14 protein-coding genes are annotated in these 18,935 nt (G+C 37.4%); 5 read left to right on the top strand and 9 right to left on the bottom strand.

What is annotated here, in order from left to right; translation table 11 throughout:
- Window positions 1-5 precede the first annotated feature (5 nt).
- The 4 genes from ACP3T3_RS21900 to ACP3T3_RS21885 form a co-directional block, all read right to left on the bottom strand.
- Window positions 6-1,427 carry an MBL fold metallo-hydrolase gene (locus ACP3T3_RS21900; RefSeq protein ID WP_426477812.1) on the bottom strand — a complete coding sequence of 474 codons (1,422 nt, stop codon included), beginning with the start codon at window positions 1,425-1,427 and terminating at the stop codon, window positions 6-8.
- Window positions 1,428-1,509: 82 nt separating this feature from the next.
- Window positions 1,510-2,304: a sulfite exporter TauE/SafE family protein gene (locus ACP3T3_RS21895; RefSeq protein WP_426477811.1), complete on the bottom strand. Its 795-nt coding sequence runs from the start codon at window positions 2,302-2,304 to the stop codon at window positions 1,510-1,512.
- Window positions 2,305-2,552: 248 nt separating this feature from the next.
- A complete protein-coding gene (locus ACP3T3_RS21890; protein ID WP_426477810.1) occupies window positions 2,553-3,194 on the bottom strand; it encodes a Crp/Fnr family transcriptional regulator in 642 nt (213 codons plus the stop codon).
- Window positions 3,195-3,212: 18 nt separating this feature from the next.
- Complete coding sequence (locus ACP3T3_RS21885; RefSeq protein ID WP_426477809.1) at window positions 3,213-5,471, bottom strand: family 20 glycosylhydrolase; 2,259 nt, start codon at window positions 5,469-5,471, stop codon at window positions 3,213-3,215.
- A 302-nt stretch (window positions 5,472-5,773) separates the two neighbouring features.
- On the opposite strand from ACP3T3_RS21885, the gene ACP3T3_RS21880 reads away from it, so the two are divergent.
- Window positions 5,774-6,592, top strand: a complete 819-nt coding sequence (locus ACP3T3_RS21880) for a DUF4197 domain-containing protein (RefSeq protein WP_426477808.1) — start codon at window positions 5,774-5,776, stop codon at window positions 6,590-6,592.
- Window positions 6,593-7,206: 614 nt separating this feature from the next.
- Here the strand turns inward: ACP3T3_RS21880 and ACP3T3_RS21875 are convergent.
- On the bottom strand, window positions 7,207-7,860 hold the full coding sequence (locus ACP3T3_RS21875) for a CoA transferase subunit B (RefSeq protein WP_002980639.1): 654 nt from the start codon (window positions 7,858-7,860) through the stop codon (window positions 7,207-7,209).
- 123 nt (window positions 7,861-7,983) lie between these two features.
- Here ACP3T3_RS21875 and ACP3T3_RS21870 point away from each other — a divergent pair, with 123 nt between their 5' ends.
- Complete coding sequence (locus ACP3T3_RS21870; RefSeq protein ID WP_426477807.1) at window positions 7,984-9,786, top strand: ABC transporter ATP-binding protein; 1,803 nt, start codon at window positions 7,984-7,986, stop codon at window positions 9,784-9,786.
- Window positions 9,787-9,832: 46 nt separating this feature from the next.
- On the opposite strand, the gene ACP3T3_RS21865 is transcribed toward ACP3T3_RS21870, so the two are convergent.
- Complete coding sequence (locus tag ACP3T3_RS21865) at window positions 9,833-10,534, bottom strand: CoA transferase subunit A (protein ID WP_047376945.1); 702 nt, start codon at window positions 10,532-10,534, stop codon at window positions 9,833-9,835.
- A gap of 373 nt (window positions 10,535-10,907) precedes the next feature.
- On the opposite strand from ACP3T3_RS21865, the gene ACP3T3_RS21860 reads away from it, so the two are divergent.
- Entirely contained in the window at window positions 10,908-12,449 is a 1,542-nt protein-coding gene (locus ACP3T3_RS21860; RefSeq protein WP_426477806.1) for a membrane-binding protein, read from the top strand.
- Window positions 12,450-12,807: 358 nt separating this feature from the next.
- Here ACP3T3_RS21860 and ACP3T3_RS21855 read toward each other — a convergent pair whose 3' ends face one another.
- Window positions 12,808-15,546, bottom strand: a complete 2,739-nt coding sequence (locus tag ACP3T3_RS21855) for a fibronectin type III domain-containing protein (RefSeq protein ID WP_426477805.1) — start codon at window positions 15,544-15,546, stop codon at window positions 12,808-12,810.
- Between the two features lie 293 nt (window positions 15,547-15,839).
- Between ACP3T3_RS21855 and rplS the strand changes: the two genes are divergently transcribed.
- Window positions 15,840-16,196, top strand: a complete 357-nt coding sequence (gene rplS, locus ACP3T3_RS21850) for a 50S ribosomal protein L19 (protein ID WP_050022617.1) — start codon at window positions 15,840-15,842, stop codon at window positions 16,194-16,196.
- Window positions 16,197-16,266: 70 nt separating this feature from the next.
- Here rplS and ACP3T3_RS21845 read toward each other — a convergent pair whose 3' ends face one another.
- Both ACP3T3_RS21845 and ACP3T3_RS21840 read right to left on the bottom strand, forming a co-directional pair.
- Window positions 16,267-16,734, bottom strand: a complete 468-nt coding sequence (locus ACP3T3_RS21845) for an SRPBCC family protein (protein ID WP_426477804.1) — start codon at window positions 16,732-16,734, stop codon at window positions 16,267-16,269.
- Window positions 16,735-16,912: 178 nt separating this feature from the next.
- The gene (locus tag ACP3T3_RS21840; RefSeq protein ID WP_426477803.1) at window positions 16,913-17,695 is read right to left on the bottom strand and encodes an AraC family transcriptional regulator; all 783 of its coding nucleotides are present in this window, start codon (window positions 17,693-17,695) and stop codon (window positions 16,913-16,915) included.
- A gap of 76 nt (window positions 17,696-17,771) precedes the next feature.
- Between ACP3T3_RS21840 and ACP3T3_RS21835 the strand changes: the two genes are divergently transcribed.
- Window positions 17,772-18,914, top strand: coding sequence for an MFS transporter (locus ACP3T3_RS21835; protein WP_426477802.1), 1,143 nt, complete (start codon window positions 17,772-17,774; stop codon window positions 18,912-18,914).
- Window positions 18,915-18,935 lie beyond the last annotated feature (21 nt).

Genomic DNA, 18,935 nt, shown 5'->3' with positions numbered 1-18,935 from the left:
ACTTTTTAATCTAATGTATTTAAAATTTTAGTCTGACACACAAAATCACTTTTAGGAACACCTGTTGAAGCAATGGCTTTAAAACCGCCTTCAATTTCTGAAAAGTTTCTATACCCTCTTGCCTGAAGGATACTTGCGGCCATTGTACTTCTGTAGCCGCTTCCGCAATGCATGTAGAAGTGTTCCGCTGGTTCTATACTATGGATCCAGTCGTTGATATATGCCAGCGGTTTGCTGTAGGCTTCATGAATATGCTCTGCATTGTATTCACTTTCTCTCCTTATGTCGATAATTTTTGTTTCTTTTTCTTTTATTTCTTTTTCAAATTGCTCTGCAGAAATACGGTTTACAGCGTCTGTTTCTTTTCCACTTTTTTCCCAGGCTTCAAAACCTCCTTCCAAAAATCCTAAAATATGATCAAATCCTACTCTGCTCAAGCGGGTTACCGCTTCTTCTTCAGCTCCTTTTTCAGTAACGAGCAGTACAGGCTGGTTTACATCAGCAATTAAAGCGCCTGCCCAGGGGGCAAAATCACCATCCAATCCTATATTGATGGACTGTGGGATAAAACCTTTCGCAAATTCATGATTGGTTCTTACATCTAAAACCAAAGCTCCCGAAGCTTCAGCAATTTCCTCAAACTGTTCCGGAGCCAGAGCGTGCAGGCCTTGTGAAAGGACTTCATCAAAGCTATTGTATCCTTTTTTATTCATCCTCACATTCATTCCGAAGTAAGCCGGCGGAGGTAAAAGCCCGTCGGTCACTTCTTTTATAAAACTCTGTTTGTCCTTTTGATTCAGTGCATAATTGGTTCTTTTTTGATTTCCTAATGTATCTGCTGTTTCTTTCTGCATGTTTTTACCGCAGGCTGAGCCGGCTCCATGGGCAGGATAAACAATAATTTCATCATGTAAAGGCAAAATTTTATTGTACAAACTATCATATAAAAGCCCTGCCAGCTCTTCCTGAGTCATATCAGCTCCTTTTTGTGCCAGATCCGGGCGGCCTACATCACCAAGGAATAAAGTATCACCGCTGAAAAGTACTTTTTCAACTCCATTTTCATCAATCAACAGGTAGCATGAACTTTCAAGGGTGTGTCCCGGTGTATGAAGAACTTTAATTTTAATATTCCCTATCTCAAATATCTGCTGATCTTCTGCAATGATGGCTTCAAATTCAGGATCTGCAGTCGGTCCGTATACAATTGGAGCCTCTGTTTTATGGCTTAGATCAAGATGTCCGCTGACAAAATCGGCGTGAAAGTGGGTTTCAAAAATGTATTTCAACTGTACTCCATCTTCGTTCAGTCTGTCGATATAAGGCTGCGTTTCTCTTAAAGGGTCAATGATGGCGGATTCTCCGGCTGAAGTGATATAGTAAGCTCCCTGTGCCAGGCACCCGGTATAAATCTGTTCTATTTTCATTATTTTATTTCTGATTTTGTTATCTGATACAAATTTCCTGCTTTTCTTTTACCTCAACAGCTACTTTTGTTACATAAGGACATTAAAGGAAAATTTCTTTAGTGATAATATAAACACCCATTACCAGAATAAACCATCCGAATACCGATTTCAGTTTTTTACCGTTTATCTTTTTTGATAATTGTGAACCTATTATAATTCCTGCCACGGCAATGGCTGTAATCGAAATCAGGAGTTTCCATTCTATTTTCGTATGATTTACAGAGGAAAAGAAGCCGATCAGAGAATTGAGAGAAATGATGACTAACGAAGTGCCTATAGCCACCTTCATGGGAATTTTTAAAAGATTAACCAACGCCGGAATAATCATAAAGCCTCCTCCAGCGCCCACCAATCCGGTTAAAATACCGACTATTGAACCCTGTCCTGCTGCCCGCAAATTATTATTCTTAGTCATCATGCTTTCTAAAGGTTGTTCTGAAGAATTGCTTTTTATCATTTTATAAGATGCCAGAATCATTAAACCTGCAAAAATCAACAGTAAAAAAATATTTCTGGTAATAGTAAAATGCTGCATTCGAACTACTTCTTCAGGAATTAACGGAAGAAGATATATTCTGGTCAGAAAAATGGAAATTACGGAAGGAATTCCGAATATGAGTGCCATTTTAAAATTGACCAAACCTTTTTTAAAATATGATACTGACCCAACCAAACTGCTGATTCCTACTACAAAAAGTGAATATTCCGTTGCCAGAAAAGCATCGATTCCAAAGAGGTAAACAAGAACGGGAACGGTGAGAATACTTCCTCCTCCTCCGATTAAGCCTAGAGAAACCCCTATTAAAATTGCGGCTGCATATCCTATAATTTCCATTTTACTATTTAAATATTTCTGATACAAAAATGGGAATGTGAAAGGAGGTCTACAGCTACTTTTGTTACATAAGGAAGGTTTTAACACGAATGAACACTAATATGTTCACAAAGGACACAAGGAAATTATCCGAGGTTGGTTCTCCTTTGGTTTGCAATGATAGTTGACCACCCCGTCAAAAATTCTTTGAATTTTCGCCCCCCCAAGGGAGAGGAATGTGTGTGCCTTTCATTAAAATGAGGTATCGTTTATGAATTGAGGGGTTTCAGGAGGACGATTTTATTTCTGCCCAGCTTAAGTTTTCCTTCTTCTTCCAACTGCTTCAGAAGTCTTGATACCACTACTCTTGCAGTTCCCAGCTCATTGGCCAGCTGTTCATGGGTGGTATGAATAGTCTCGGAACCTGTAAGTTCAGATTTTTTCAGCAGCAGGCTGAGAAGTCTCTCGTCTACTTTTTTGAAGGCAATAGCATTGATGATATCCAACAGCTCTTCAAATCTTTTATGATAGAGTCTGAAAATATAGTCCAGCCATTCCGGGTGTTCTTTGATGAACAAAGAGACCTTGTCTAAAGGGAGAAAAAGAATTTCTGCATCTTCTTCGATCTCCGCTTTTACAATACTTTTTTCGTTGTGCATACCACCGAGGAAAGACATGATACAGCTTTCTCCTGCTTTGATGTAGTATAATAAAATTTCACGTCCGTCTTCTTCAGTCCTGATGACTTTCAGCATTCCTTTCATCACAATAGGAATAGAACGGATGGAAGCATTCTCATCCAGAATAATGTCTCCTTCATGGTAATTTTTCGTTGTACCATACTGATACAGCTTTTCTACCAGATCCGGCGATGATGAAAACTCGGAAGAAAGTACGGTGTCGTTCTGCATTTTTTAATTCTGATTACGCTAATTTACGCCAATTTCATCAACAAACAGCCATGCTTTTGAATCTGCTCCCGGATTTCCTGCCGGAATAATACCTGCATTTTCAATAGTTACTTTCAGGTATTTTGTATTCTGTGCTCCTACTTTCACTTTGATTTTTCCATTGGCATTTTGAATTTCTGCGGTCCCGATTTCCTTGATAAGTTTAAAATTACTGTTATCATCAGAAACAAAAATCTTAGCCGATTTCGCAAGATGAATCCAGCTTCCTTTATTCTCAAGGGTATTAAAATAAACTTCCGAGAAGTCTGTTTTCTGACCGAAATTTATGGTTGCCACAACATCTTTCCCCTGAAAGCCCAGCCATGTTTTACCAAGCTGCTTTACATTCCCGATAATACCATCTACTAAGGTAAAAGCACCTCCAAAAGAGTAATTTTCATTGGGCTGCTGCTCAAGGGTTACCTTTTTTCCGGTTGTCTTTGAAACCGTAAATTCCTGTGTAGAGACTGCACTTTTCAACTGGCCTTCTTCGAAATAAGCTGACTTAATCGTTAAAGAATTGGGAATCTGAACTGCATTTTCATAGTTTTTAGAATTGATGGAAGGATTTGTTCCGTCCAGAGTATATCTGACCCCATTTGAATTCTGTGAAGTTGATAATTCGTAGGCAATTCCGTTATGGGAAGGGATCACTTTTCCGGTGATGTTATAAATGCTTTTTGCATAGTTCACCTTCATTTCATCCAGAACTTTAAAGTGGCTGATCACCCTGTTTTCAAATTCTTTATATTTTTTAGGATCTGATGTCCCCCATCCTACTTCAGAAAGGGCCATTAATCTTGGAAAAATCATGTACTGTACCTGCTTAAAATCCAAAATATATTCTGTCCAGAGGTTGGCCTGAACGCCCATGATGTATTTGGCCTGCTCAGCATTCAGTTCAGCAGGAACAGGATTATAAGAATATACTTTTTCTAAAGGTGTAAACCCTCCGAAAGCATTAGGTTCCGATTGCGGATCTCCCTGGTAATGATCGAAATAACAATAAGCTCCGGGAGTCATTACAGCAAAGTGCTTTGATTTTGCGGCTTCAATACCTCCATTTACTCCCGTCCAGCTCATGACAGCAGCATTCGGAGCTAAGCCGCCTTCTAAAATCTCGTCCCAGCCGATAATTTTGCGGCCTTTGCTGTTGACATATTTTTCAATCCGATGAATAAAATAACTTTGTAAGCCATGTTCATCTTTTAAATTATTTTTCTTAATCAATTCCTGGCAGTGTGCACATTCTTTCCATCGTGTTTTCGGGCACTCGTCACCGCCAATATGAATGTATCTGGATGGGAATAATTTGATTACCTCATCCAGAACATTTTCCAGAAAGGTAAACGTTTCATCTTTCGGGCAGAAAACATCATCAAAAACACCCCATTTTGTAGCGGCTTCAAAAGGTCCTTTTGTACATGCCAGTTCAGGGTATGCTGATAAAGCTGCCAATGCATGTCCCGGCATTTCAATTTCCGGAACAACAGTAATGTGTCTGTCCTGAGCGTATTGTACTACTTCTTTTATTTGTTCCTGAGTATAAAAATAAGGTCCGTAAGGCTTTCCGTCAAATGTATTGTCGACATAAGCTCCAACCATGGATTCTTTACGTTTTGAACCAATCTGCGTCAGCTTAGGATATTTTTTAATTTCAATCCTCCATCCCTGATCATCCGTTAAATGCCAGTGGAACGTATTCAGCTTGTACATTGCCAGATAATCAATGTATTGCTTCACCTCATCTACTGTAAAAAAATGACGGCACACATCAAGATGCATTCCTCTCCATGCAAATTTCGGCTGATCTTCAATTTTCATTGCCGGAATTTTCTTACTCTCTTTATATTGTTCGAAAATCTGAATCAGTGTTTGAAGCGCCAGAAAATAGCCTTGTTTCGTATAAGATTTTATATGAATCTGTTTTGGAGAAATTTCTAATACATAATATTCTTTTTTCTGTTCAGCATCCACCCCGGAATGAATAATAGAATTCGTTAAATGAATGCCTCCACCCTTCTGAACATATTGAAATTCTAACTGAGAGCCTGCTCGTTTTTTGAAATATTCGGTCTCTTCTCCCGGCAGATCACCACTCAATACGAAGGTATCAGGAATTACAAATTCTCCCTGTGAAAATTCAACTTTCTGAGGGTAAGGAATCAGATTTAATTTATTTTGGGCAAAAATCACGTTTGAAATCAATATAAAAAATACTAAAAAAGTCCGTATCATTGGATGTGGTTAAGGTTTGAGCTAAGATAATTATTTTTCAAAACTTATGACTCATTTTCCCCAAACTGATTGACAGATATTTAATAACAGTTTAATTTAATCATTAACTATTCATAAAAGTGTAATAATATTAAATCAGCTCTATCGAAAAAAATCTATGATCTTCTCTTAACTGGTTTTATTCCTTCACAACTTGTTAATGGTTTAATTGAATCTGCAATAAGCTATTAGTTTGTGGTTTGCTTTTTGATAAGTTTAGACGACTTTAAAAATTAAAAGGTTTAAATTTGTAAAAAAATACGATGAAAAAAAATATCTTTCTGGCAGCCGGTTTATTATTCTCAATGTCAGCACAGGCACAAATTTTCGATATCATAAAATCTACAGTTAAAAACAAAACAGGTGTAGACCTTAATGTTCCCGTGAAAAACAATGGGGCTACAACTCCTACGACTAATACAACCACAGCTTCCGGTGAGTCTCGTCATTCATCGGCCAACCTTGGAAGTCTTACTTCTACTCAGATTTCCTCAGGATTAAAGGAAGCTTTAAGCATGGGGGTAACAGATGGGGTAAAAAAACTGGCAGTAACAGATGGTTTTTTCAGAAATGAAGCAGTAAAAATTTTAATGCCTGAAAAGCTAAGAAAAATTGATACAACCCTGCGCTCTATCGGTATGGGAAGCCTTGCTGATGAAGGCGTGAAACTTTTGAACAGAGCTGCTGAAGATGCCGTAACAGAAGCTGCGCCTATCTTTACCAATGCCATCACTTCCATGACGATTACAGATGCCAAAAACATTTTATTAGGCAGTAATAATGCTGCAACAAGCTATCTTCAGGGAAAAACACAGACTCAACTCTTCAATGCTTTTCAGCCTAAAGTAAAAGCTTCTTTGGGAAAAGTAGGTGCTGATACGCTCTGGAAAAGTCTGATCTCAAAATATAATACGTTTACAGGACAGGCTGTAACTACAGATCTTAATGAATATGTAACCACAGAAACCATTAATGGTGTATTCAAAATGGTGGCAGATAAAGAGAGCGGAATCAGAAATACGCCTGCCATGAGGACTACAAGTATTCTTCAGAAGGTGTTTGGGGCTCAGGATGGGAAATAAATAATGTTAACACACTAGCCGTTTAGATATAAAAGTTGTTTCATGATGAGCCAGCTTTTTGAGGTTTAATTTCTTTTGTCTTAAAACAAAAGAAACAAAAATTCAAGACCTGGATCTCTCCGCTAAAAATAATTCCTGTTCTCTAAAAATTCAAACTTGCGCCAAGTCTATATTTCTTAATCCGTTCTGAATTTGTCTCGCGCTTCGGACAGGAGAATTTTCTTAACGTTCACAGGACTTATTTTTTTGACGCTCCGATTTCCTATGTCGTTTTAAAGTCATTTATAAAAATATTTGTCAGAGTTTTTATTTATATAAAATTGTTTCATGATGAGCCAGCTTTTTGAGGTTTAATTTCTTTTGTCTTGAAACAAAAGAAACAAAAATTCAAGACCTGGATCTCTCCGCTAAAAATAATTCCTGTTCTCTAAAAATTCTAAACTTGCACGAAATCTTTATTTCTTAATCCGTTCTGAATTTGTCTCGCGCTTCGGACAGGAGAATTTTCTTAACGTTCACAGGACTTATTTTTTTGACGCTCCGATTTCCTATGTCGCTTATAAAAAGTTTCGGCCTCACTTTGTGAGGCCGAAACTTTTGTATTTGTCATCAGATTAGAACTGCATTTCAGGAATTTCTCCCTCAATAATCAGATCTGCTTCTGTAGCTTTGATAATATCTTCTACGGACACTCCCGGGGCTCTTTCCACCAGTTTAAATCCTGCCGGAGTTACATCCAGAACGGCTAATTCAGTAACTACTTTTTTCACACAGTTTACTCCTGTTAAAGGAAGGGTACATTTTTTAAGGATTTTACTTTCTCCAGCTTTGTTTACGTGCATCATTGCAACGATTATATTTTCAGCAGAAGCCACAAGGTCCATAGCACCTCCCATTCCTTTTACCATTTTTCCGGGAATTTTCCAGTTGGCAATATCTCCGTTTTCTGAAACTTCCATTGCTCCCAGGATGGTAAGATCTACTTTCTGACCACGAATCATTCCGAAACTGAATGCAGAATCAAAGAATGAACCTCCTTCTAAAATAGTAATGGTTTGTTTTCCGGCATTGATGATATCAGCATCTTCTTCTCCCTCGAAGGGAAAAGGTCCCATTCCCAAAACTCCATTTTCACTCTGGAATTCTACGGAAATACCTTCCGGAACATAGTTGGCAACCAAAGTAGGAATTCCAATTCCCAGGTTTACATAATAACGATCTTTCAGTTCTTTTGAAATTCTTTTGGCAATTTGTTCTTTTGTAAGCATAATAAAAACTTAGACTGCAATTTAATTATTTTCACTTGAATACAAAAGGGCTTTGTTGTATTCAACAATTAACACTGTTAGTTAAAATAATATTGTAATTTTGTTCTATTATTTTTTAACAGAATGAAAATACTTTTTAGATATCTTAAACCTTACCAGTGGCTGATCATCATCTCTTTATTTTTGGCTACTGTCAACCAGGTTTTTTCTTTATTTGCTCCGGCTATCACAGGAAATATCCTTGATCAGCTGGTTACGCATCCTAACTTTTTTGATAAAGAAAAGCTACTGCCCAGAAACCTGAATGAATATTTATATGGCAGTTCTGCATACCATGGTGCCTTCTATTTCCTGGGACTGCTCATCGGAACGGCAATGATAAGTAGAATTGCCAAGGCTTTTCAGGATTATGTGGTAAGTGTTATTACGCAAAAATTTGGAGCGAAAATTTTCACAGACGGATTAAAACATTCCATGGCATTACCTTTTCAGGAATTTGAAGATCAAAGGAGTGGTGAAACACTTTCTATTTTAACAAAAGTAAGAGAAGATACCGTAAAATTCATCACCAATTTTATCAATATATTTTTCGGAATCCTGGTGAGTATTATCTTCGTTTCGGTGTATGCTATCCGTTTACACTGGTCTATTATGCCGGTTTATATCTGTGGAATTTTCTTTATTGCCATTGTCACCAATTTATTGAGCAAAAGAATAAAAGTCATCCAGAAAAACATTGTTTCTGAAACCACTGCTCTGGCCGGGAGTACGACAGAAAGTTTAAGAAATATTGAAATTGTAAAAAGTTTAGGATTAACCAATCAGGAGGTGATCCGTTTAAATAACAATACCTATAAGATTCTTGGGCTTGAACTGAGAAAGGTGAAAAGCATACGTTCTTTAAGCTTTATTCAGGGAACGATGGTTAATTTTCTTCAGCAGATGATTACGCTGACGTTATTGTATTTAATTTTTAAAAATATTGTGACACCGGGTCAGTATTTATCTTTAATGTTTTATGGCTTCTTTATTTTCGGACCTATGCAGGAAATCGGGAACATCATCATTTCTTACCGTGAAGCAGAAGCTTCTCTTCAGAATTTTGACCGTTTAATGAATAAAGAGGTGGAAGAAAAACCTCTTCATCCAAAACAAATTGGAGCAATTGAAGAACTGGAGTTCAGACATGTTTCATTCAAGCATCAGTCTGCTCAGTATAAAGCTTTAAATAATATTTCGTTTGATCTGAAAAACGGGGAGACCATTGCTTTCGTAGGACCTAGTGGCTCCGGGAAAAGTACTTTGGTAAAACTGCTTGTTGGATTGTACAGGCCTCAGGAAGGGAATATCTTCTACAATGGCATCAATGGAAAGGAGTTTGATTTTGATGAGCTGAGAAATCAGATTGGCTTTGTAACGCAGGATACCCAGTTATTTGCGGGAACCATTAAAGAAAACCTTCTTTTCGTAAACCCTTCAGCTACGGAACAGGAACTGGCTGCTGCTTTGCAGAAATCGAGCTGTACTGCCTTGCTGGAAAGAGCTGAAAAAGGAATTGAAACCGTTATCGGTGAAGGCGGTTTGAAGCTGAGTGGTGGTGAGAAACAAAGAATTGCTATTGCCAGAGCTCTTTTAAGAAAACCTCATCTGTTGATTTTTGATGAAGCGACTTCCGCGCTGGACAGTATTACTGAAGAGGAAATTACCACGACCATCAAGGACATTTCAAAAGAAAGAGAGCAGATCACCGTCCTCATTGCGCACCGTTTAAGTACGATTATGCATGCGGATAAAATTTATGTTTTAGAACGCGGACAGGTTGTAGAAACAGGTTCCCACGCTAATCTTATTGACGAAAAAGGACTCTACTACGCCATGTGGAGACAACAGATCGGAGAAAGAAAAACACTTACTCCCCAAGCATAAAAAAGCGCTGAATGTATGTTCAGCGCTTTTATTTTATCATTTGAGCTTATTCTTTAGTTCTCACTGTTCTCTGCTCGATTCTTTTTTCAAATTTCTCTCCCTGGAAAATTCTTTGAATCATAATTCCCGGAATATGAATTTCATTGGGATCTAATTGTCCCGGTTCTACCAGCTCTTCTACTTCGGCAATGGTAATTTTCGCTGCACCGGCCATGGGATGGTTGAAATTTCTTGCAGAACCTTTGAAGATAAGGTTTCCTGCGTGATCTCCTTTCCATGCTTTTACGATAGAAAAGTCCGCATCATAAGCATGCTCCAGAATATGAGGTTTTCCTTTGAACTCTTTCACCTCTTTTCCTTCTGCTACTTCAGTTCCATAACCTGCAGGGGTATAAAAAGCAGGAATTCCTGCCTGAGCAGCTCTGCATTTTTCAGCTAAAGTTCCTTGCGGGGTAAGTTCTACATCCAGTTCGCCTGAAAGCATCTGTCTTTCAAATTCGGCATTTTCGCCCACATAAGAAGAGATCATTTTCTTAATCTGTCTTTTGTGAAGCAGTAATCCCAATCCGAAATCATCTACTCCTGCATTGTTTGAAATACAGGTCAGATCTTTCACATCACTTTCTACCAAAGCATTGATTGAGTTTTCCGGGATTCCGCAAAGTCCAAAACCACCAAGCATGAGTGTCATTCCATCATTAATTCCTTCGATGGCCTCCTTTGCATTTTTTACTCTTTTATCTATCATGAAATATTAGATTTTTCTGTTGGCTAAATTTAATAAATTTTCTTGTATATCCGATGAACGGAAACAGTGGTGAAATTCATGGTTTTTTTTGATGATATTTTTTATTATTTAAAATCATAATAATCAAATTCTTATCTATAAAAATGAACAGATCTGTTCATTTTTGATGGTGTATCTCATCAATTTGATTTATATTTGGGCCATTAAAACCCGAAACATAGTATAATTTACTGTTATCGGATGTAATTTAAACACAATTTTAATGTAAAAATTATTCTATCGTACATCGTTATTGTCTTTTTCACGCTATCTGATCTTCTACAGATATATCATCACATTAATCAAATATACATATCAAAGCTTACATAAAAACATGAAAAAATTATTTACTTCAGCATTACTTGCACTGGTACTCAGTATCAACGTATGCGCGCAGGAAAAAACTTATTTTGATGAAAACTGGGAGAAAACCACTCAGGATAAAATGGAATATTACCGCGAAACGACTCCCAAAGGAAAACTTACCCTTATTAAAGATTTCTACAAGGACGGAAAGCTTCAAATGGAAGGACTTGCTTCTGACACAACCCCTAACAATGAAGTTTTTGACGGCAAAGTAACCTGGTATACACCTGAAGGAAAGGTATTGAATTTTGCTACCTATTCTAATGGCCAGCAAATTGGCCCTGCACAGTCTTATGATACAACAGGAAGGCTGACAGAAGATGTGGTATATAAAGCCGATGGAACTTTTTCAGGAAAGATGTTCACCTATAAAGATGCTGAGGACGGAATGGATTATAATATTCTGGTCGATTACGAAAACTCAACACCTGTAAAAACAACCGTTTATGATGATGACATTAAAGGGATCAGAAATGAAACCATCATTGATAAGGACAGCAACACTGAGACGAAATATTACGGTGAAAAAGGAAAATATCTTGGCAGCAGTACTACCTCCGGTTCAGGTGAGAATATGGTAGTGGATTACTATTCCAGCCCAATGAGGATTTCTAAGATAGAAAAATACAGAAAAGATGGCAGTGTAAAAGAAGGCGTTATCTATAGCAAAAACGGAAAGGTCTTACAGGAACAAAAAATGAGTAAAAAAGACGGCTATAAAACCACTTATGATGAGTCAGGTAAAAAAATAGGCCATCTTGTATATAAGTATGACAAAGAAAATGATATTTACAATCCAATGGATGGTGAAGATTATCAACTGGCTTATGAATATTCACAGGTTTCTTCTATTGATATGTATGAAAAAGGCTCAAAGGTAACGAGTAAATTCTTTGATGAAGACAGAAAGTTATCCTCCGAGCAATTTTTAAAAGACGACCTCATCCAGGAAATTAAATATTATTCCCCGGATGGAAAGCTGAAATCTACATTGACATATAAAGATGGTATCCCTTACAATGGTACTACTTATGAAGGTTTTAATGAAACAGTTTATAAGGAAGGTTTTATCATAAATATCAAAAACTTTTTTGAAGGTGATAATACGAAACTGAGTTTTGAAAAAAAGCTGAATTCCAAGCAAACGGGCTATGAAGCTACTGTTTATGATCGTAAGGGCTTTGTTTTGTATACTTTCACACAACCTATCAGTGAAGATGGGGAAGATTATTACTTCACAGCACAAATCACACAGCATGTAAAAGGTAAACCTGCCAATAAATCTTCTGTAAAGTCAGGTGTTATTCAAAGCGGAAAAATCAGAATAAAAACGTGGGATGGAGCTAAAGAACTTGAACGCAGCGGAAAATGGATCTTATTAAAACTTTATAATATGGATGGAAAGCTCATTCAGGAAACTAAAACGCTGGCCGATGCTCAGGATGAAAATTCTTCTGCTGAAAACCAAACGCTGATCAGCGAGGATGATCTGCACGATCTATTTGACTAATTACCACAACCATATATCAAAGGCGGTTTCATTTTTTTGGAATCGCTTTTTTATTTAACCACAGAGTTTCACAGATTTTATACCTGGCACTATCACATTTTCATTTTAACACGTAAGAAAAAATCACAGATTTTAAAACTTATGTGAGCTTATTCAATCCAAGAATATCCTCTTAATTAACTTAAGTGTATAAAAACTTTTGTGACTTTTGTGGTTCAATTTTTTGAAATTACCTTTTATTTAACCACAGATCGCACAGATTTTCACAGATGATTACGGAAATTATTACTTTTTTACATCAATAAAAAGAGACTATCATTGCTGACAGTCTCCTCGTTATAATTATGTTAAGTTTACCTTACTGAATGATCAGCTTTAAAGTAAATAGTTTTCTTCCGTGTACTTTAACAAAGTAAACCCCTGCCGGAAGGTTTTCATTCACCAGAGAGAAACGCTGGTTATTGATATTTTTTGATACATAAAGCAGTTCTCCTGAAGCTGAAACCAATTCAATTTTTTCAATCGGGTAATCACTTTTGATAAAGGTAGGCTGTCCCGGTTTGGTTGGATTTGGATACAGCATTACATTTTTTTCTGTGCTTCTTGTTTCTTCAGTTCCCAACGTTGGTGAAGTAACCTGGAACTGTACTCTGTTTGAAACTTCCGTATAGGAGTCATTGGTAAACATTACCATATAATAATTTCCTGGTGTGGCAGGTACTGCTGTTCCCTGGATTGTTTTTGTTCCCTGAGTCACTCCATCAAAATAGGTATAAGAAACGAAGTTATCATCCGGCGTCTGAACACTTTGAGGATAAATTCCTAACCAGTCTTTGATGATTCCCGGAGAATCTGTCCATGAAGCGGTAATATTTTCTCCTAAAGTATAAACAGGTTTATTGATCCAAAGATCGGTAACGATATCCCCTACTTTAAAGAATACCTTCTCCCCGATGCCGTTATACCCGTCTTCCAACAAGTACTGAGCATAATAATATCCTTTTGGGAGACCTGTGAAATTGAGGGTTCCGGAAGCAGCATTCACATAGCTCCATTTAATAGAAGCGGTTGTTCCCGGAGTCTGTCCCATTTTATAAATTCCGATCCAGTCTTTCTGTAAATTGGGTCCGTCTGTAAAATTGATAACAACCGTTCCTCCCACAGGATATGTATCAGCGGTAGTTTGAAGCTGTACTTTCGGTCCCACATAGAAATTTTTTCTCGGTGTGATTTCTGTATATCCGCCATTAGCAAAAAATCCGGCAAAATACTGACCTTTATTAGCCAGACCATTAGTGAAAGTTGCTGTTCCTGCCGTATGTCCGTTTGTATAAATATATCCTTGTGAAGTTGCAGAAGCCGGAGTTTGTCCTTTTTTATAGATTCCTACCCAATCCTGCTGATTTCCGGGACCTCCTGTGAAGGTAGCTGTGATGGCTTCATTCTGAGCATATTCTGTTTTATTTAAAATAAATGTAGGATTTGAAACCACGCTTCCTGTAATTTCGAACTGTTTCACCTCACTCCAGTCGCTCCATTCCAGGTTTCTGTCTCTGTAGCGTGTTTTCACATAATAAATTCCGTTGGGAATAGAGTTCGCGGCTAAGGTGGCTTTTGTAATATCTACGCCATCATTCAGGTTTTTGGTTTTATCCGGAGTTCCGTTTCCGTCTTTTCCGAACCAGTTTTCAAAATCGCGGTAGAATTCCTTTTCAATCACAGAAAAATTCGAGGCTTTACTGATCTGGAATTGTGTTGTATTTAAAAGCTCTCCGTTGGAAGAAGAAAAAGCACTTCCATTCAATGTCAGAGGTAAAGTAATTGGCCCTGAAAAAGTATTGGTAATAGATGGTTTTGCCGGTTTAGGCTGATTTTTATATCTGTGGAAAGAGTCTACCAGTATATTATTCTTCTTATTGTAAACTCCACCGATTGAATAACATTCGACATCTACTTTTCCGGTTGGAATATCCACTTCTACAATCTGGTACGTCCAATCTGTCAATGTTTTCTGAACATCGTCAAAATCCTGCTCATTAGACATTCCCCAATATTGATCCCAGGCTGTTCCTCCTGAAATGATCTGATAATTGGGAGTATTTTTAAGCTGGCCTCTGTGGTATAAATGATGGTGGGCTCCAACGTGCATTAAATATTTGTCAGAAGTTACCAGAAGCGGCACCGCATTTTCTCTTACCCATGTAGAAATATCGCCTACATACTGTTCAGCCTGATAAGGTCTGTGGCTTAAAGAAATAATCCAGTCTACGGTCGGGTCATTATTAGCCGCTGTTAAGATCTGCTGAAGCCATGTCTGCTGCGCTGATCCGGTATGTTCAGAGCTCAAACTGACAAACAAAACGTTACCCGCCTGCTGAGCATAATAATTTTCATTACCGGAACTTATATTTTTATATTTAATTTCATCAATATAAAAGTGGGCATAATATGAATTCATCCCTAAAGATCCATACGTTTCATGATTTCCTACGGTAGTCTGGATAGGCAGGTAGGGAGATAATTTGATATTCTTTTTAAAATGAACATTCTCATAGTGATCCAAAGTTCCCACGTCTACCTGATCACCCACCATAAAGGTAAGGGCAATATTATCTGACGGATCTGAATTTGCGCCGAATTTTTCCTTTAATTTTTTATAGGCATTCAACGTGAGGGTGTCATATCTGGGTTCTGCTTTGATCTGGTTGTCACCCATAATAAGGAAACGGATCTTTCCATTGGCTGTTGCAGCATGTCCGGGCAGAGGAAGTGTTCTGAAATTGTAAACGGCAGACTCACTGGTTCCCGTTTTTATTTTATAATAGTATTTAGTATTCGGCTGAAGATTGGCGATCTTTGCCGTGTGGTAATAGTAATTGTTGTTGTATCCCGTATCCGAGAAGATATTGGTGGTTCCTGTTACCGTCACATTTAAATTGGCCGGTGAATTTCCATAGATCACCGTTGTTTCATTATTGGAGGCTGTTTTCCAATTGACGATCATGGAATTCGGAGTGGGGTTTTGTAAATAAGGAAACAAAACCTGTCCGAAAGCCATCTGGACCGCGAAACAAAAAAAGAAGAAATAATGTTTCATAATAGCTTTAGTTTTAAAATAACATATAGTTTGAAATTGTAAATCAGGAATTTAAAAATCGTTGCTCAGATTTTTCACTTCGGGCAAAAGTAGAATTCCCATATAAACTCTGGCTGATGGTATTTTAAAGAAACCGTTAATTTTTCAGCAAAACCGGAATAAAAAAATTATAGTTTTTAGCACATTAAATATTTGGCATATTCAAAAACTATTTTGTACATTTGCAACCTGTTATTCAACCTCTGACGAAGAACGTGTAAGTTGCTTAGCTTTAACATTTTATTTTATTAATAATGGATTTATTAAAGTACGTACAAGACAAGTACATTGCGAAAAAAGAATTCCCTGAATTCAAAGCAGGTGATACAATTACTGTGTATTACGAAATTAAAGAAGGACAAAAGACAAGAACTCAGTTCTTCAAAGGAACAGTTATCCAATTGAGAGGTACCGGTTCTACAAAAACATTTACCATCAGAAAAATGAGTGGTGATGTAGGTGTAGAAAGAGTGTTCCCTATTAACATGCCAGCACTTCAAAAAATTGAAGTTGACAGAAAAGGTAGAGTTAGAAGAGCTAGAATTTACTACTTCAGAGACCTTAGAGGTAAAAAAGCAAGAATCAAAGACGCTGCTTACAAGAAGAAATAATTCAGACAACAATACATACAAAAAGAGGCTGTTTACACGTAAACAGTCTCTTTTTTTGTTAAAACATTTCTTACTTTCTGTAGGGAGCTCCGCTTCCGGTTTCGAGAAACTTTTTCAGACTTCCAAGGAATTGCAGCCAGCCGCCGGAACAGATTTCATAGCATTCAATACCCGGATTCAGGCCGATATGGGTAAGTTTTATCTGGGTAATCTCATTTTTTTGCCTTATTTCCCAGACGATTGTTGTTCCAATCCATTCCGTTTGGTTCTTTAATTCAGGAAGGGCAATCAACGAATCTTCAACAAACCATACAATTTCTGTATTGGCAGTTAATTTCTTAACCCGCATTGTTTTGTGAATATGATCTCCGAATCTTATCGTGAATAGGCTGTCCACCTCAGAAGATGTCCCCTCAAACATTTCAGTCCACCAAAGAGAAATTTCATGAGTCAAAGCATGGTATAGTTTATCAGCAGTGGCCTTGACTTCAATAGTATGGGTGTAATTCTCAACACTCCTGGTATTAATCGTTTCCATAAAATATTGTATTAGGTAGTACAATTTTATGAAATTTACGATAAACCGGGCTTTCCATAAGACAAGAAATAGGTGTGGAGATTTTTTGAGCAGAAGTCTTCATGAAATCTTGTTTTAAGGTCAAGGTTTAAAACCTTGACATGGCTCACAATCAGTACTTTTATCAGTACAAAAGATATTATTCATGCTTCATAAGAAACTGCAAAGGAGTAGCTCCTGTATGCTTTTTGAAAAATTCAATAAAAGCGCTGTCTGATGAGAAGTCCAGGATATGTGTTACCTCCCCTATTGAATTGCCATCCACCAAAAGCTCAATGGATCGCTGCAACCGCCACTGCTGTCTCCATTCCTGATAAGACAATCCGGTTTCTTTTTTAAAAATACGGCTGATTGTTTTCTCCACCGCTCCGGTTTTTCCTGCAAGATCTTTCAGCATAGGCGGCATAGACTGTCTCTGGGTCCATTCTTCAGCTAATTTTTTGAAACGCCTGTCCTGCGGCATTTTAAGTTCCATCTTTTCTTCCGGAGCTTTGCTGATTTCATCCCAGAATACTTCTAAAAGATTAATTTGGTCATTACTAAGATCCGACCATTCCCAAAAACACATTCTTTCTATGATTTCTTTTAACAGGGGGTTTACATGAAGAACCTTCAGGTCGGATTTCATATATCTTTTGGAATAACTGTCATCAAAATAAACAGATCTATATGCTACAATATTCCGGAAATTCACACGGTGTACTTCATTGGCGGGAATCCAGAGCATTCTGAACGGGGGAAGAACCAGCTGCCTGTCAGAAGTAGTGACTGTCATACAACCTGTTGGTGCATACAACAACTGAGATTTTGTTTTATGAAAATGAAAACCGGAATCGTGCATCACCATATCAGAGGCAATTCCGATTACTTTTTCGTGAATGGAATCTGCATTAAATTCTTCGGTTTGCTTCAGTATGGCCATGTCCTATTTTTGATGTTTTTTGTTTTTATATCATTATAAATATACAATGGATTTTTGGAAACTTTGCAGGAAAAAAATGAAAAAGAAAAATCCTATCTGGCTGCTGACTTTACTTGTGATGCTTCCACAGTTTGTAGAAACTATTTACAGTCCTGTTTTACCGATGGTGCAGGAACAGTTTGGAGTGAATGAAGAACGGGCTACCCTCACCATCAGTGTATATTTTATAGCATTTGCTCTGGGAGTGGCATTTTGGGGAATACAATGCGACAGAATCGGAAGAAAAAAATCATTGGAATATGGTCTAATTACCTACGGAATGGGAACTCTGGCAGCCGTTTTTGCTCCTGATTTTACGGTTCTTCTTGGCGCCAGGATTATTTCTGCATTCGGAATTTCTGTGGGTTCTATTGTAACACAAACTATTTTAAGGGACACTTATGATAAAGATAATATCAGTAAAGTATTCTCCTGGATCGGAATCGGTTTGTCCATCAGTCCGGTGGCAGGAATGATTACCGGTTCAATATTAGCTTCTTCAGCCGGATATCAGGGAGTATTTATTACTTTATGTTTTCTGGGCCTCCTTTTCTTTATTCTTTCTACACAAAAAGTTTCTGAAACGCATCATTCGGTAAAAGAAATCAACATGAATACTTTGATCAACTTATTCAAACGGATGATTCAGGATCCGGCGATTATAAAATGCTGTTTATTAATAATGAGTTTTAATGTTTTATTGTTTTCATACTATTCACTGGCTCCGTTTATTTTTAAAGAGTATCATTATTCTTCACATGCTTTTGGATACAGCAGCATCATACTGGCCATGAGTACATTTGCGGGAGCAAAACTCAACAGGTTACTGTTGCTGAAGCATATACAGCCTGAATATGTAGTTAAAGCAAGTACATTTTCAGCATTGGCAGCTTCCTTGCCCGTATGGATTCTGTCGGGTACAGGAATTTATTTTTTAATTCCTTATTTTTTCATTGTGATGGCATTCAGTACTGCGATTCCGAATATTTTAAGTACGGCTCTTATCCGTTATAAAAATGAAACAGGAAGTGCAGGTGCCTTATTAGGATTGATTTATTATATCCTGATAGGTATAGGACTAATAAGTGTTGGATTTATACAGAATCTGGGAGTTGCTTGTGTGCTGTTTTCAGGAATTGGAGTGGGGACCTTATTATTCTTTGAGAACAAACAAAACTGATTTTGAAATATTAAGTTCTGT

It is taken from the genome of Chryseobacterium sp. CBSDS_008, assembly GCF_049959325.1.
In the GTDB taxonomy this organism is placed as follows: Bacteria; Bacteroidota; Bacteroidia; order Flavobacteriales; family Weeksellaceae; genus Chryseobacterium.
The sequence above is the reverse complement of the archived record's forward strand: the minus strand, read 5'-3'. Positions and strand labels throughout refer to the sequence as shown.